15 protein-coding genes are annotated in these 14,464 nt (G+C 65.6%); 6 read left to right on the top strand and 9 right to left on the bottom strand.

Annotated elements, in window-relative coordinates; translation table 11 throughout:
• Positions 1–2: 2 nt before the first annotated feature.
• Positions 3–1,364 carry a MinD/ParA family protein gene (locus JOE31_RS06825; RefSeq protein WP_209742814.1) on the bottom strand — a complete coding sequence of 454 codons (1,362 nt, stop codon included), beginning with the start codon at positions 1,362–1,364 and terminating at the stop codon, positions 3–5.
• Between the two features lie 157 nt (positions 1,365–1,521).
• Between JOE31_RS06825 and JOE31_RS06820 the strand changes: the two genes are divergently transcribed.
• Complete coding sequence (locus tag JOE31_RS06820) at positions 1,522–2,256, top strand: GAF and ANTAR domain-containing protein (RefSeq protein ID WP_209742812.1); 735 nt, start codon at positions 1,522–1,524, stop codon at positions 2,254–2,256.
• 7 nt (positions 2,257–2,263) lie between these two features.
• Here the strand turns inward: JOE31_RS06820 and JOE31_RS06815 are convergent, their stop codons facing one another.
• Entirely contained in the window at positions 2,264–2,944 is a 681-nt protein-coding gene (locus tag JOE31_RS06815; protein ID WP_209742810.1) for a TetR/AcrR family transcriptional regulator C-terminal domain-containing protein, read from the bottom strand.
• Positions 2,945–3,196: 252 nt separating this feature from the next.
• On the opposite strand from JOE31_RS06815, the gene JOE31_RS06810 reads away from it, so the two are divergent.
• Positions 3,197–3,454 carry a hypothetical protein gene (locus tag JOE31_RS06810; RefSeq protein WP_209742808.1) on the top strand — a complete coding sequence of 86 codons (258 nt, stop codon included), beginning with the start codon at positions 3,197–3,199 and terminating at the stop codon, positions 3,452–3,454.
• 122 nt (positions 3,455–3,576) lie between these two features.
• Here the strand turns inward: JOE31_RS06810 and JOE31_RS06805 are convergent, their stop codons facing one another.
• Positions 3,577–3,807 (bottom strand): zinc-ribbon domain-containing protein, encoded by a 231-nt coding sequence (locus tag JOE31_RS06805; RefSeq protein WP_209742807.1) that lies wholly within the window; start codon positions 3,805–3,807, stop codon positions 3,577–3,579.
• Between the two features lie 120 nt (positions 3,808–3,927).
• Between JOE31_RS06805 and JOE31_RS06800 the strand changes: the two genes are divergently transcribed.
• The 3 genes from JOE31_RS06800 to JOE31_RS06790 all read left to right on the top strand — a co-directional run bounded on the left by JOE31_RS06800 (position 3,928) and on the right by JOE31_RS06790 (position 6,600).
• Positions 3,928–4,428, top strand: a complete 501-nt coding sequence (locus tag JOE31_RS06800; RefSeq protein WP_209742805.1) for a MarR family winged helix-turn-helix transcriptional regulator — start codon at positions 3,928–3,930, stop codon at positions 4,426–4,428.
• 168 nt (positions 4,429–4,596) lie between these two features.
• On the top strand, positions 4,597–5,070 hold the full coding sequence (locus JOE31_RS06795; protein ID WP_209742803.1) for a hypothetical protein: 474 nt from the start codon (positions 4,597–4,599) through the stop codon (positions 5,068–5,070).
• A 108-nt stretch (positions 5,071–5,178) separates the two neighbouring features.
• Positions 5,179–6,600, top strand: coding sequence for a carboxypeptidase-like regulatory domain-containing protein (locus JOE31_RS06790; RefSeq protein ID WP_209742801.1), 1,422 nt, complete (start codon positions 5,179–5,181; stop codon positions 6,598–6,600).
• 476 nt (positions 6,601–7,076) lie between these two features.
• On the opposite strand, the gene JOE31_RS21690 is transcribed toward JOE31_RS06790, so the two are convergent.
• Both JOE31_RS21690 and JOE31_RS06785 read right to left on the bottom strand, forming a co-directional pair.
• Positions 7,077–7,208: a hypothetical protein gene (locus JOE31_RS21690; RefSeq protein ID WP_280872659.1), complete on the bottom strand. Its 132-nt coding sequence runs from the start codon at positions 7,206–7,208 to the stop codon at positions 7,077–7,079.
• 94 nt (positions 7,209–7,302) lie between these two features.
• On the bottom strand, positions 7,303–7,446 hold the full coding sequence (locus JOE31_RS06785; RefSeq protein WP_209742799.1) for a hypothetical protein: 144 nt from the start codon (positions 7,444–7,446) through the stop codon (positions 7,303–7,305).
• A 298-nt stretch (positions 7,447–7,744) separates the two neighbouring features.
• On the opposite strand from JOE31_RS06785, the gene JOE31_RS06780 reads away from it, so the two are divergent.
• Entirely contained in the window at positions 7,745–8,293 is a 549-nt protein-coding gene (locus JOE31_RS06780) for a hypothetical protein (RefSeq protein ID WP_209742797.1), read from the top strand.
• A 29-nt stretch (positions 8,294–8,322) separates the two neighbouring features.
• Here the strand turns inward: JOE31_RS06780 and JOE31_RS06775 are convergent, their stop codons facing one another.
• From JOE31_RS06775 to JOE31_RS06760, 4 genes are all read right to left on the bottom strand, one after another.
• Positions 8,323–8,892: a hypothetical protein gene (locus tag JOE31_RS06775; RefSeq protein ID WP_209742795.1), complete on the bottom strand. Its 570-nt coding sequence runs from the start codon at positions 8,890–8,892 to the stop codon at positions 8,323–8,325.
• Positions 8,893–9,002: 110 nt separating this feature from the next.
• Positions 9,003–11,516: a S8 family serine peptidase gene (locus JOE31_RS06770; RefSeq protein ID WP_209742793.1), complete on the bottom strand. Its 2,514-nt coding sequence runs from the start codon at positions 11,514–11,516 to the stop codon at positions 9,003–9,005.
• A 247-nt stretch (positions 11,517–11,763) separates the two neighbouring features.
• Positions 11,764–12,588: an SGNH/GDSL hydrolase family protein gene (locus JOE31_RS06765; protein ID WP_209748198.1), complete on the bottom strand. Its 825-nt coding sequence runs from the start codon at positions 12,586–12,588 to the stop codon at positions 11,764–11,766.
• 64 nt (positions 12,589–12,652) lie between these two features.
• The gene (locus JOE31_RS06760) at positions 12,653–14,395 is read right to left on the bottom strand and encodes a CAP domain-containing protein (protein ID WP_209742791.1); all 1,743 of its coding nucleotides are present in this window, start codon (positions 14,393–14,395) and stop codon (positions 12,653–12,655) included.
• Between the last annotated feature and the right edge of the window lie 69 nt (positions 14,396–14,464).

Here is a 14,464-nt window from a genome sequence, read left to right as displayed (position 1 = left end):
GCCTAAACGTACCCGTCCACAATCGCGGCCGCGATTTCCTTGTAGGCGCGCCGCGTCTCCGGCTTGAGCACATCCAGGGTGACCAGGTCGCCGTCGGCCACTCCGCGGTCGTGGGGAACGGCGATCAGCTGCCGGCAGATGCCGGAGAGGTGTTCCTCGATGGCGTCCTTGTCCACGCGGGAGGAGACCTCGTCCTTGTCCGTGATCACCACGATGGCGTTGCGGGCCAGGTCCTCGTAGCCGTGGCTGGCGAGCCACTGCAGGGTGCTGCGGGCGCGCTTGGCGCCGCTCACCGCGTACCCGGCGGCGATCACCAGGTTGTCCGCGGACTGCAGGATCCCGCTCATCGCATTGTGCGTCACGCCGGTGCCGCAGTCGGTCAGGGCCACGGAGTAGTAGCCGGAGATCAGCTTGCGGATGCGGAGGTATTCCTCGGCAGTGAGCGAGTCGGACACTTCCGGGTCCTGCTCCCCCGCGATCAGGTGCAGGCGGCCGGCGTGGTGCATGTAGCGGGCCAGCGCCGTCAGGGAATCAACGGATTCGATGTTCTTGAGCAGGTCCGTGATGGTGCGCGGGCTGGACTGCTGGTAGATGCCTTCGCCCAGTGCGCGCTCCACGAGGTCGCCCGAGTCCGGGTTGGCGTCGATGGCGCAGGGGGCGTCGCCGCGGAATTCGGCGAGGGTCAGGCCCACGCCCACGGTGGTGGAGGTCTTGCCGATGCCGCCCTTGAGGCTGAGCACTGCGGTGTTGTAGCTGCCCTGCAGCTGGCGGGAGATGCGCCGGCCCAGCTCGTCCTCTTCGCGCTGCCGGGGGCCGGGGCCCAGGTTGATGGCCCCGCCGGTCATGGCGTAGAGGGCGCCGCGGAAGCCGCCGCGGGGGCGCGGCTTCTGTTCGCGGACAAAGGAACCTGGCGGGGTGATGAAGTCGGAGATGGGCGCGTCCGCTGCGGCCAGTTTGGCGGCCTGGCGGGAAACGTTCGACGGCGGCGCGCTGGGTTCCGCGGGGACGGCACCCCTGCGGGAGGTGGCCGGCCGCGCCGCGGGCTGCACGGCCGGCTGGTCCGCCGGCTGCGCGGGAACCGAGGCAGGAACGGAGGCCGGCACCGGGGCGGGAGCTGCCGCGGGAGCCTCGGGAGTTGCTTCCGCTTGAGCCTGCGCGTCGGCGACGGCTGCCGCTTCGGCCCAGGAACTCCGCCGGGTGGGCGCGGTGCGGCTGTTGTTCGGGGTGGCAGCGGCGGGCATGGTTCCTGTCCGGGCATCCGAAGATGCACCAGCCGGGCGACGGAGGTCGCGGCGGCGGCGCGTCTGGGGCTGCCCTGCATTCTTTGCAGTGGCGCGTGCGTTCTTATCGGCCGATTCGGGCATGTTCGTCCCCCCAGGACATTCGGCAAAGCGTGCAACGGCTCTTTAGGGCTTCGGTCAAACAGCAATTCTAGGCGCAATAGGCCAAAAGTCCCCCACATATCGCCGGAGAGAAAGCGCACACAGTTGCTCCGGAGGGGCGTGCGCTTTACATTGAGGCATGGCCAACTCTCCCGAGCACGAACGCGTCCTGGAACTTCAGGACCTTATTGTCGGCACCCAGAATGTTGCCGAGTTCCTGGAGCGGCTGTCCGTCATGGCGGCAGGTGCGCTGAGCCGTGACACCTCCGGCACCATCGAGTGCGGCGTCACGCTGAAGCGGCGGCGCCGGACCTTTACCGTGGCCGGGAGCAGCCCGAAGGCGGTCCTCCTGGATGAGATCGAACAGCGCATCGGGGACGGTCCGTGCATCGAGGCGCTCAGGGTCAAGGAGCCGGTGCTGCTGGCCGACGTGGACAAGGATCCGCGCTGGCCGGAATACCGGAAAGCGCTGGCGGATGAGGGCTGCCGGGCCACCCTGGGTGTTCCGCTGGAGCTCGGCGAGGATGCGGCCGCGGCGCTGAACTTCTTCGCGTTCGAGTCAGGCGTCTTCACCGCTCCCGTCATCCGGGAGGCCGTGGAGTTTGCGGATCTCGCCGGCGGTGCCGTGCGCCTGTCGGTGAAGCTGGGCACGGCGCAGTCACTGGCGGATGACCTTGCCGCCGCGATGGAGAGCCGCACGTCCATCGACCTGGCGTGCGGTGTGATCATGGGCCAGAACCGCTGCACCCAGGCCGAGGCGATGGCCATCCTCACCAAGGTGTCCAGCAACCGCAACCAGAAGCTGCGCACGGTGGCCGAGGAGATGCTGGCCAACCTCGCCGGCGGCGACGTCCGGACCCACTTCGACGCCTAGCCGGCCGCTACTCCCCGCCCGTCAGTCTCTTGGCGAGCCCGGAGAGCAGGATGCTGATGCCCTCGTCCAGTTCCGCCTCTCCGTCGTAGTCCGCCAGCACCGGTGCGAGCTCGCGCAGGTGGGGGAAGTCCCGCGCCGGGAGCCGGTGGAGGCCTAGCCGGAGCAGGGCCACGTTTTCTTCCGGGTCCACAATGAACTCCTGAAGTTCGTTCAGGATGTGGCCGTAGAGGAATCCGTAATACGCGCGGTAAACGTGGAGGGCGTCGTTCGGCTCGAAGCCCGCCTCGATGAGCAGTCCGAGGATCTGCTCCAATGGCCGAAGCGTCCCCAGCGGCCGGAGACCCAGCGGCGTGGACAGCGGGCGCGTCACCAGCAGCGGCACAACGTTCGGGTGCCGGAGCGCCAGGAGCCGGAGGTCGTGGGCAATCCGGCGCAGCTGGGCCTGCCAGTCAGGGTCGGTCGGGAAGATCGCCAGCTCATTGAGGACGAGTTCGGTAATGCCGTCCAGGAGGTCGGCACGGTTGGCGGCGTAGCGATACAGGCCCATCGGGTCCCGGTCCAGGGCCTGGCCCAGCCGCCGCATGCTCAGGGCCTCGAGCCCTTCGGAGTCCACCAGCTCGAGCGCTGTCTTGAGGACTTCCTCCCGGTTCAGCCTTCTTCTGGAATCGGTATCCTGCGGGGCTGGCATGGCGGTTGGTCCTTAGCTCGGGATGGCGCGGGGTGATTGCATTCGGATGTTCACTCTTGCTTAACTCGTAGTCTACGCCTAGTGTCTACAGTGTAGATGTCTCCGCAGGGAATAGTTTCAGACTTCCGGATTCACCTCATCACTGCTGCTAGTCAAGGGCGTGAGCCACCTCAGGCCTTGTGCAGTGATCTGAGGTGCAGCTGCTGTAGCCGAACGGCGGCACATGATGCACGGTACGGAAGAGAGCCAACCATGGGCGTTTCAAAGATTGACCGTTTTCTCAGCGAAGCCACCGCTCCGGACCATGACGGCGGCGCGTCGCTCAGGAAAGACCAGCTCTACGGGCTGTACACCAGCTGGTGCATGCTCAATCAGTTCGTCCCGGCATCCGCCGGGGACTTCTGGTCGGAGATGAAGACCCGCAGGATCAGGTCCACGGACAGCCGCCTGCGCATGACCGGGGCCGCCGCCGCGGACTATATCCTGGCCACCCGCCCGGTTCTGGTCTAGCGGCCGCAGGTCCAGTAGAAGCACGACGACGAGAGGCCGGTTTGCGGTCAGCCTTGGAGGCTGACCGGGGAACCGGCCTTTTGCGCGCCCGGACTACGGCCGTCCTCCGGGCACCGCCCCCCCTATCGCGGCAGCGCCTTCATCCCCTTCTTCGAGAGCGCCGATCGCTGGCCGCAGTTGGAGCACATGATGCGGTACGTGCGGGACATGGTGAAGATCGGAACGAAGAACACCGTGAATTTGGAGGCCCGTTCCTCGAGGTGCTGCTCCACGTACTGGCCGCAATAGCGGCACGCTGAGTGCCTGCCGGGCAGTGCCCGCAGGACGGTCTTGAGGCCGAACAGTAGAAGCATTTCTGCCTTTCTGGGTTACTCGACCCTCGGTGGCGAAACACCCGACTATTCAGGATGCTTACGATCTAATAGTAATCATGCTTAGTATTGGAGTGAGGTTTAACCAACAAAACCGTCACCGTGCCCCCAGCCGCGGTCTCCCGGAAGGCAGGCAACACGCACATGGCTTTGGCCCAGCAGAACAGACCGGCAGGATGGTCCACCCACCGCTTATTGTCGACGGCGGCGCGGCTGGACGAGCGCAGAATCAACCGGCAGCTTGTTGGCCTGGGCCTCACGAAGTCGTCCTTCGACGCTCTTGATTGCGTGGAGGAGCTGGGCCCCGCCACCCAGAACTGCCTGGCAGACGAGCTCGGAATAACCGCTCAAAGCCTGGGGAAGATCCTGGACCGGCTGAAGGACCTGGGCCTCCTCACCAAGGAACGCGGCGCGGGTGACGGCAGGAGCCGGAGCGTCAGGCTGACGCCCCGGGGGCGGTCCGTGCTGCGGACTGCCGAAGAGCTGGTGCGTGGACTCCCCCGCCCCGAGCGCGACGTCGAGGTGGACCTGCGCCGGCACCTTGAGCAGCACATCGCGCACCTTACGGATTCCCAGCAGGCCCGGGCCGAAGCCCAAACCTAGCGCAAAATTTCCCTGTTACAGCGGTTACAGAAGTGACAAAAAGAACCTTTAGTGAATCTTGATCATTTCTTTGAACCGACTTGATGGTGCTCCCGGAGACTCGATCTATCGGAGCCACCCAGGCCTCGAGGGTCTGCGGATACACCGCACAAGTTCAAGGGGAACTCAATGAGCAAAGTAGCTGGACGCAAGAAGCGCATCATCATCACCACCGCAGCCATGCTGGCCATCGGCGGCGGCGCGGCTTTCGCATACTGGAGTGCAACGGGCACCGGCGACACCACCACCGGGGCCGGTTCAACCGAGAATTTCACCATCACCAGCTCCATCGAAGGCGAGCCGCTGTCCCCCGGCGGCCCAACCCAGAAGGTCACCTTCGTCGTCACCAACCCGGGAAGCGGCGTGCAGAAGCTTTCCGCCGTGGCTGTGACGGTCGCCGGGGACAAGGGCACCCCCTGGACTTCCGTTGAGGGCTGCTCCGCCGCGGACTTCACCGTCGGCAAGCCCACCTTCACGCAGACCGAGATCGAACCCGGCAAGAGCGTCACCGGAACTGTGACCCTGCAGATGAAGAACCTGGCTGATACCAATCAGGACGGCTGCAAGGGCGCCACGGTTCCCCTGCACTTCGCCGCAAGCTGAAGAGGCAACGCACTCACGTTCTTCCTCCTCCATACCGGCACGCTCATCCCCCAATGGTGAGCGTCCCCTTTCCCGTCATCCCCCCGAGCCAACCTCGAGAAGGTCCGAATGCACGGCAGGCGCACCACCAGCTCCCCCGAAGCCCTTAAGGGCCCCCGGCGGGAGCTGGTGCTGCTTAAGCGGCTGTTCGGCCGCAGCGCGGCGGCAGGTGTCGCCATGATTTTGGTGGCACTCCTGGGCGCCTCGGCAGCTTCCGCATACTGGCCGGCTTCCGGGACGGGAAGCACGACGGCGGCAGTTGCCACCCTGGCACGGCCCACCAACGTGACGGTCCCCTCAAGCAGCAACTCCAACGTTGCGGTCAGTTGGACAGCATCCATCGGCCCCACTGTTCCCACGGGATATTTCGTCACCCGGGTCACGGGCACCACGGCAGTTGCTGCCTGCGGTAGCAGCACGGCAGCGCCGGTTACAGGTACGTCCTGCACGGATCCCTCAGTGCCTGAAGGCACCCACAGGTACGTGGTAACTGCGGTTCACCGCTCCTGGACTGCCGTCAGCGCAACCAGCGGGAACGTCACAGTGTCCAGCATCAATGACCTTCGCTTCGGCATCCAGCCTGCGGCGTCGGTAATTGCAGGTAGCGCCTTGCCGGCATTCACCGTGGAACTAAGGACCGCCTTCGGGCTGCCTTTCTGGAAATCCGATGTCCCTGTGACCATCGGCGTGGCAAGCAATCCCAGCGGCGGCACGCTGTCGGGAACCGTAACGGCCTCCACCAACGGCTGGGGTGAGGTCACGTTCAGCGGACTAACCATCACCAGGGCCGGCACTTACACCCTGATTGCGACCAGCCCGGGATACGCCGGAATGGTGAGCTCACCGTTCACCGTCACGGCAGCGGCCGCCACGCAGCTTTCGATCACGGGACCTTCTTCAGGCACCGCCTCCACCACCGCCATCATCGGGCCATTTGTCGTGCAGCGCCGTGACGCATACGCGAATCCCGTGACAGCGGGCAGCACCACAATGTCGCTCGCGTCGAACTCCACGGGCACCAAGGTGTTCGCCGCGACCGCCGGCGGCGCAAGCATCACCACTGTGACCATCCCGGCAGGGTCCGCGTCGGCGTCGTTCTTCTATGGTGACCGGATGGCTGGCTCGTGGAATCTGACGCCCTCCGCAACGGGTCTGTCCGCTGCTCCAAAGCCCGTCACCATCACCCCGGCTGCAGCGAGCAAACTAAAGTTCGTCCAACAGCCGGCCTTCGCCGGCCAAGGACAGAACCTCTCTCCGGTAGTGGTACACATCGTCGATGCCTTCGATAACCTCACCGCCAGCACCGGACGCGTGGTGATATCAAAGGTGACCAACCCTGGCAGTCTGTCCGGGAACCCTTTGTACGCCGACGCAATCGGTGGTGCTGCCACCTTCAACAACCTGTCCGTCTCGGGCAACGTGCGGGACTGCATCCTGAGGGTTACCAGCGAGGGGCTTACGGCAGACAGCGAGCCCTTCAGCGTGCGGTAATCGCCCGCAGTTGGGCCTCCTATTAAATCCGGAACAGGGCCGCCGCCACCACGCCCGCGGTGAGCACCAGGAGAACGCCGAGCAGGACGTAGCCGCGCCATTTGGGGCCGGAGCGGTGGGGATTGATATCTACGTAGGGCATTACCGGCGGACCTTAACGGGAACGGGCTTCGCTGCGGCACCGCGCTTGAGGCGGAGCATCACGTATAAAGCGGAAAACGGAATGAACAGGGTGCCCATCAAAACGCACAAGGCAAAGGCATAGTCGGTCAGAGCCACAGAACTACCTCCAGGATGCGTCGTTGCACTCGAAGCGGCCTGCAGGACTTAAGACTCTGGCGGCTGCGACGAACGGTGGGATCCCAGTATCGGATCCCTCCTCACCCTACGTGGGCGGCGCGGACTTGTCTAACGCCGTATAGGCGCACGACAAATGATGTCAACTAAGACTTTGCTATCGCATGTGGGGCCCGGAGTCAGCGCCGGAGCGCCATGACCACCACAACGGCCGTTGCCACGGCCAGGGCTGCCAGCCCGATGTACGCGAGCCTCTGGCGCCGCCGGCGGCGGAGTTCGCGCCGGGAATCCCTGGCAAAATGCATGCTCATGCGGCCCCCAAAAAACCTGATCCGTTCTGACGCAGGTGATGTTACCTGCACAATGTTTCGGGCAACTCAAGTCAAACGGTTTGTGACGCTTCGCTCACCTGAGGGTGAAGGCCACGCTCAGGACGACGGCGATCAGGGAAAAGACCGCCAGCCCGACGTACGGCCGCCAGACCCTTCGGGGTTTTGCAACAAGTTCGGCCCTGTGCCGGCCGCGCGGAGTGACGCTGGATGTAGTCATGCCTCGACGATAACGGTCCACCTGGTACTGCCGACAGAGTGTGCGGTACGTGCTTTCACGGCAGCAAATACTCGTGCGCCGCAGATTTCCGCACCCACAACACCTAGCGCCCCCTCAACGCTGAGGAGCATACTTATATCGCCGCCCAAATCGATGGATGTTCTCCACCCGGGCGGCCCTTCACCGGCAGTTCCCATCGGGTCCGCCGGCATCCTGGCGAAGGCGGGCAACTCGCACCCCGCGTTTCGCGTCCCTTACCGAACAATGAAATCTCGGGTCTCAGAGGGTTGGAAGAAAAATGAGGAATCGCACCAAAACCGGACTGATGTCCATGGTCGCCGCGGCCGTCCTGGCCGTAGGCCTTACCCCTGGAGCCGCAGTCGCCCATGAGGGGCACGAGGGCTCAGGGCACAGCAGCTCGGACAAGAGTGACGACTGGAAGAAGAGTTCGGAGCAGCGCAGGCTGGTCAGGACGCTGCGCGATGTCACCGACGAGTACCGCTGGCTGGCAAACGCCGAGGCCGACGGGTACAAGAAGATCACCGAGTGCATCGATAAGCCTGGAACCGGCGCCATGGGCTTCCACTACGCCAAGGAATCGTTGATCGATGACAAGACCCAGGCCCGCAAGCCGGAGATTCTCGTGTACATGCCCAACGAGCGCGGACGCATGAAGCTGGTGGCGGTGGAGTTCCTGTCCACTGCTGCGGAGCGGCCGGAGATCGCAGGCCTGGACTTTGAGGACGGGCCGTTCCCTGGCACCTTCGCGCTGCACGCCTGGGTGTGGAAGGACAATCCGGACGGCATGTTCGCGGCGTTCAACCCGGCCCACAGCTGCCCAAAATAGTGTAACGACGCGAGAGGGGTGACCGGCAATCACCCCTTCGCGGTAATTAGCGCCCTCTGCAGGAACGGAATGAGCATGGTGTTCCTGCCCCATACGGGGTCAAAGATCTGCAGCTCCCAGCACTCCGCCAGCGACTTGGCGAGCGTCTCGTTAGTCCAGTCGGTGTAGGTTTCATGGGCGTAGGAGGGTCCGCCGGAGGTGCCCAGCCACGTGAACTCCCGGGCGCCGTCCAGGGTCACGCAGATCCGGCCGCTGCCGGATTCTCCCGGCGGGAAAGCCAACAGCACCAGTTCCGTTTCCACCAGCACCGCCGAAATGATGGCGGCTGCCTGCTCAGTGCAGCGGCCCGTCACAAAGGCGCGTTGCCCGTAGCCGCCAGCCACGTCGGCCCCGGGCTGTGAGTCGTCGGTCAGGAACCCCAGCCTGTTGATGGCCGCCAGGGTGTCACTCATCGGGCCGTTATCGCCGGCGAACTGGGGCGCGGCGTAGCCGGGTACGTAGCTGAGCGAGCCCTCCAGCCAGTGGGCGGTCAGCTCACAAGCACCTTCGAGCGTGGTGCAGTTGCGCCACGCGTCCTCGTCCGGGACACCTTCAAACATCCGCCTGCTCCTTCAGATACCCCACACGGTCTTGAGCAGAATGTATCACTGCTCACATGCGCCACGTGAGTCACGTCCGTAACACCAGGGTGCACAAGCCGGCCGGGCACTTATCGGCGCGCGGCCACCGCCCCGCTTCCCGCCGTCCAGGAGATGCGGCCACCCTGGAAGTCCTGGGCGGTGCCGCCGGCGTAGGGATATTCGCCGGTCACCGGATAGCCCAGCCACCCGTTCTCCCAGCCCTGCGCTGCATAGGCGGTACGGATGGCGCCGCGGTTGATCTGCGCACCGGTGGCCGGGGACCAGTAGATGGTGCCGCCCTGGAACGACTGGTACACCCCGCCGTCGCGCAGTCCGCGCACCTCATCGGTGGTGGGGTACCCCAGGAAGCCGTTCTCCCACCCCTGGGACGCGTAGACGGCACGGATGCCACCGGCGTTGATATGCGCACCGGTGGCCGGCGACCAATAAATGGTGCCGTCCTGGAACGACTGGTACACCCCGCCGTCGCGCAGTCCGCGCACCTCATCGGTGGTGGGGTACCCCAGGAACCCGTTCTCCCACCCCTGCGACGCGTAGGCGGTCCGGATGGCTCCCGTGTTGACGTGCGCGCCGGTACCCGGGGACCAATAAATGGTGCCGCCCTGGAACGACTGGTACACCCCGCCGTCGCGCAGTCCGCCCACCTCATCGGTGGTGGGGTACCCCAGGAAGCCGTTCTCCCACCCCCGCGACGCGTAAACGGCACGGATGGCTCCCGTGTTCACATGGGCACCGGTAGTGGTGGACCAGTAGATGGTTCCGCGCTCATAGTCACGGTATGCGCCCTGGTCGCGGCCGTTGCCCACGAGGGGTCCCTTGGGCAGGCCGAGTGCTGCGGCCCCTCCGGCGGCCTGGTACTTCACTTCGATGGGATCCGCCACCGGAGAGGTGGGCGCCGAGGTGAAGGAGACGCTCGTCCCGAAGAACCGGCTTCCGGTCACCGTTACGGACAGCACCGCCCCGATGTCGGCCGGTTGCAGATGGTAACTCCCGGCCTGCGCTCCGGGGACGGCGGTGCCGTTCCGGCGCCACTGGTAGGAAAATTCGACGTCGCCGGGGGTCCAGTTCCGGACGACGGCGGTCAGATAGCTTCCGACGACGGCCTGGCCGCCTACTCCCGGGGTGCTCCCGCTGATGGTCCGGTCGGTCTGGAAGCTGAGCGCTGCCGTTGCGTCTACCACGCCGCTTCCGCAGGTCTTGGTGATGCAGGCCCAGGCGTACTTCCGGGACGTAGCCTTCATCCGTGCTTCCACGTTGGCGGGGGTGGCCATGTCCCCCAGCCGGGACATCAGCAGCGCGGCAAGTCCGGAGGCGTGCGGGGCGGCCACGGAGGTTCCTTCGGAGACGGCATATCCCTCGGCCCCGGCCGCCTGGGCGCCTGTGTTGAACGCCACCGCGATTCCGTCCGCCGTCGTCTGCGTCATGTCACCGCCCGGCGCCGCGACGTCTACCACGGATCCGTAGTTGGAGTATGGCGCCAGGAGGCCGGTTCGGGCAACGGCGGCGACGGAGATCACGTTCTGGCAGTTGGAAGGGCTTGACGAGGCGGCTGGCGTGTTCTGGTTTCCCGATGCCGCCACCACTGCCGCCCCGGTGTTGTATGCGAAGTCCACTGCATCCTGCAACGCGGCGGAGCACGGCTGGAGTGCCCCGAGGCTCAGGTTGATCACGCGGGCCGGGGTGGGATTCGAGGGCAGTCCGGCGATGCTTCCGCCCGCGGCCCAGATGATGCCGTCCGTGATGTCGGACAGGTAGCCGCCGCACGGGCCCAGGGCCCGGACCGGCAGGACCTTCGCCTCGGGCGCCACTCCGGCGATGCCTTTGCCGTTGTTGGTCGTGGCAGCGATGATGCCCGCCACCTGTGTCCCGTGCCAGGAGGACCTGCTGGCCGGGGCGCCGTCCCCGCACATCCCGGCGGCGGTCCAGTCACCCTCATCACGGGGGTTGGCGTCGCGGCCGTCACCGTCACGGGAATAGGCGGGATCGGACATCATGTCGTATCCGGGCAGCACGTTGGCGTTCAGGTCCGAGTGGCTGGTGATCCCGGTGTCGACCACAGCCACCACCACGCCGGCGCCCTTGCTGGCGGTCCAGGCACCGGCCAGCCGCATCGCTCCGGCGGAATCCCAGAGCGACCACTGCTCCGGGTAGAGGGGATCGTTCGGGGCGGCGGCGGGGTACATCCTGGTGTCCGGCTCTGCGTGCTCGACGGCGGGGTCCGCCGTCAGCGCGGCCAGCGCCTTCGCGGTTTGGCCGGCATCCAGCACGCGTTCAGCCCGCAGGACGCGGGCGCCGCCCGCCGTTCCGCGGATATCGCTCAGGTTGACGCCGGCGTCGCCGGCCACGTTGCGGTAGGACTCGGTCCGCAGCACGGAACCGGCTGCGGCTTGGGCCTTGAACTTAACGATGAACTGGTCCGTGGCGGAGCCAAGGCCCGCCGGGCGTCCGGCGTCCGGGGCCGCAGGAAGCGCCGCGCTGTCGCTGGCGGTGGCTGGAATCGGGACAGCCGTGCCGCACAGCAGTGCTGCGACAGCGGGAATCAGGAGGCGGGAAATGAGCCGGGTGCGCAGAGAGTGCAACATCGCGAAATCCTAGGGGCCGGGCGTCGGCCCCCAGGAGCCGGACCGTGGGAATGAGAGACCGCGATATCCGCGTCAAGCACGAGTGTAGCAACGGCTCCACCCCTGGCGGGGCTGGTGGGGGCCGGCATCTTTCGTGTGGTGGCAACGTAGGCGGCAGCCCGCACCGGCTTTGGGCAAGAGCAAATGCGGACTGCCTAAGCCATATGGTAAGCCAGCTTATGAAGATTCGTTTGCGATGACCGCATGGTTACGTGGTCAGCTCGCTCCAGTGGCTGTAGAACCGCTCCGCGATCAGGTTATGGCCGGCAGAATTGACGTGCGCGCCGTCCGTGTTGAAGGTGACGCTGTTCTCCGGGGTAAACCACTGCTCGCCGTATGCGTCGATGAAGGGGACGCCCGCAGTACGTGCTCCGGCACTGACGGCGGCATTGGTCTTCTTGAGGGTGGCGGCCAGCGGCTCGGGGGCGGTCGGACCCATGATGACAATCTGGATTCCGGGCCACAGCTCCTTGGCCTGGGTCACCGTGCTTGTGACCGCTTTGGTGACCGCGGCGTCGTCCCCGAGCAGTGCGTCGTTCTGTCCGCCTTGCAGGATCAGGACATCGGGCGTGTATTGGCGCTCGGCTGCGATCAGTTGGAGCCTGGCGGAGAACTGGTTCCCGTCGTCGCCGTTGGCTCCGCCGCCCCAGGCGAAGCCCGTGCCTGGAATCCCGTCAATCAGCGGTGTCACGTTCATCAGCGATCCCACCACGTGCGCCCAGCCGTCGGTCTCTGCCGCCGCACCCCAGCTGGCGGTGTAGGAGTCGCCCATGATCAGGACGCTGGGGTTGTCCGGGACGGTGATGGCGGGGACTGTAGTCGTGGTTGGCGACGGAGACGGCGAAGTCGCCGCCGCCGTCGCCGTCATACTGGCGGCGGAGACGGTGCCTGTGGGGGCCAGGGCCTCCGGGACCGGCCGCGGCGCCAGGGCTATGGCTGCCACCCAGAACGCCGCTACAGCCAGAAGCCCCAGGCCGCCGTAAGCGAACCACTCATTCCTGCGGATCGAGGACCGTCCCCCGCGAGTCTTCATCACAGGCACATCATAACTGCCCCCGTAGTGGCGGTCGTGGACCGCAAGTGCGTCAGGCGCGCTGCTAGCGGCGGGTGGCTACGGCGCCTCCGCCGGGCGTCCACGAGATGCGGCCGCCCTGGAAGTCCTGGGCGGTGCCTCCGCCGGATGGGTACTCGCCGGTCACGGGATAACCCAGCCAGCCGTTCTCCCAGCCCTGCGAGGCGTACGCCGTCCGGATGGCGCCGCGGTTAATCTGCGCTCCGGTGCCCGGGGACCAGTAAACGGTGCCGCCCTGGAAGGACTGGTAGGCCCCGCCGTTACGGAGCCCCCGGACCTCGTCCGTAGTCGGGTAGCCGAGGTAGCCGTTCTCCCAGCCCTGCGAAGCATAGGCTCCGCGGATTGCTCCCGTGTTGATGCGGGCCCCGGTGGTTGGGGACCAGTAGATGGTGCCGCCCTGGAAGGACTGGTACACGCCTCCGTTGCGCAATCCGCGGATTTCGCCGGTGGTCGGGTAGCCCAGGAACCCGTTCTCCCACCCCTGCGACGCGTACACGGCGCGAATGCCGCCAGTGTTGATGTGGGCACCGGTCGATGGGGACCAGTAGATGGTGCCGCCCTGGAACGACTGGTACGCCCCGCCGTCGCGCAGTCCGCGCACCTCATCGGTGGTGGGGTAGCCGAGGAAGCCGGTCTCCCACCCCTGCGACGCGTAGACGGAGCGGATGCCGCCTGTGTTGACGTGTGCGCCGGTGGCCTCTGACCAGTAGATGGTGCCGCGCTCATAGTCGCGGTACGCACCCTTGTCGCGGCCGTTGCCCACCTCGGGGCCTTTGGGCAGGCCAAGCGTTGCAGCTCCGCCGATCGAATCGTACTTAGCGTCGATGGGGGTGGCAGTGTGGATGGGGGCGGTTTTGAAGGTCGTGGTCCATTCCGACACCGCACCAGAGGCCAGGCGATAGTCAGTCTTCGCCCTCGCCGTCACGGTGACCGTCCCGGCGCCCGGGTGGGTTCCGGCGGCAACCACTTTGCCACCTACCAGGTACTCCACGCCTTCGGTAGCGGGAACCGTGAACGTGTCCTCTGCGGAACCTTCCTGGTCGCTAAATGTGACAGCTGCCGGCGTGACCGCGTGCGGCTCTGTCTTTAGTGTCGCCGTCCATTCGGCAGTAGAGCCTGCAGCCAATACGTAGCCGGGCTTTGCACGGGCGGTCACCGTGACCGTACCGGTGCCGGGGTACATCCCCGCGGCCTTGACCTCACCGTTGGCCGTGTACTGAATGCCCTGAACGTCAGGGATGGTGTAATTGGCCGCGGCGAAAATGGGCGGCGCGGCAGTTACGGTCAGCGGGTATGCAGCAAAATTTGTCGTTGCATAATACGTTCCGGGATACTCGCCTTTGGGGTTCCCCTGGTAGGCGTAACCGATGCCGATTTCGGTAAACCTGGAATCAAGCATGTTTAGCCGGTGGCCTTCGGAAGAAACCCAGCCCAGGAAGATTGCTTCCGGGCTGTCATCAGCCGCGATGTTCTCTCCGGCGGCAGACCACCCGGAAGGAATTTGGCTCGCAAAGTCGGGGTTGTGCTTGAATCCTCCCGCATCAGCAGTCTTGGTCGACCAATTCTGCGCGACGGTAGCGATGGCCGGGTTCGACGTGAGGGGTTCAACCCCGTTCTCTATCCGGTAATCGTTGATCCGGTTGAACAGCTCGGTCTTCTCGGCCCGGTAAGGGTCCGATTCCAGGGCGGGCTTTGCTGTTTCAGCCAGCGCTGCCGGCGCAGCGTACGCCGGAGCGACTATTCCGGGCACCAGAACCAAAGATGTCAAAAGGACTCCGAGGCCCCTCACTAATACGGACTTTTTCATTCATTCCCCCAAGTCAAATCTGACAATAAC

It is taken from the genome of Arthrobacter sp. PvP023, assembly GCF_017832975.1.
In the GTDB taxonomy this organism is placed as follows: domain Bacteria; phylum Actinomycetota; class Actinomycetes; order Actinomycetales; family Micrococcaceae; genus Arthrobacter.
The sequence above is the reverse complement of the archived record's forward strand: the minus strand, read 5'-3'. Positions and strand labels throughout refer to the sequence as shown.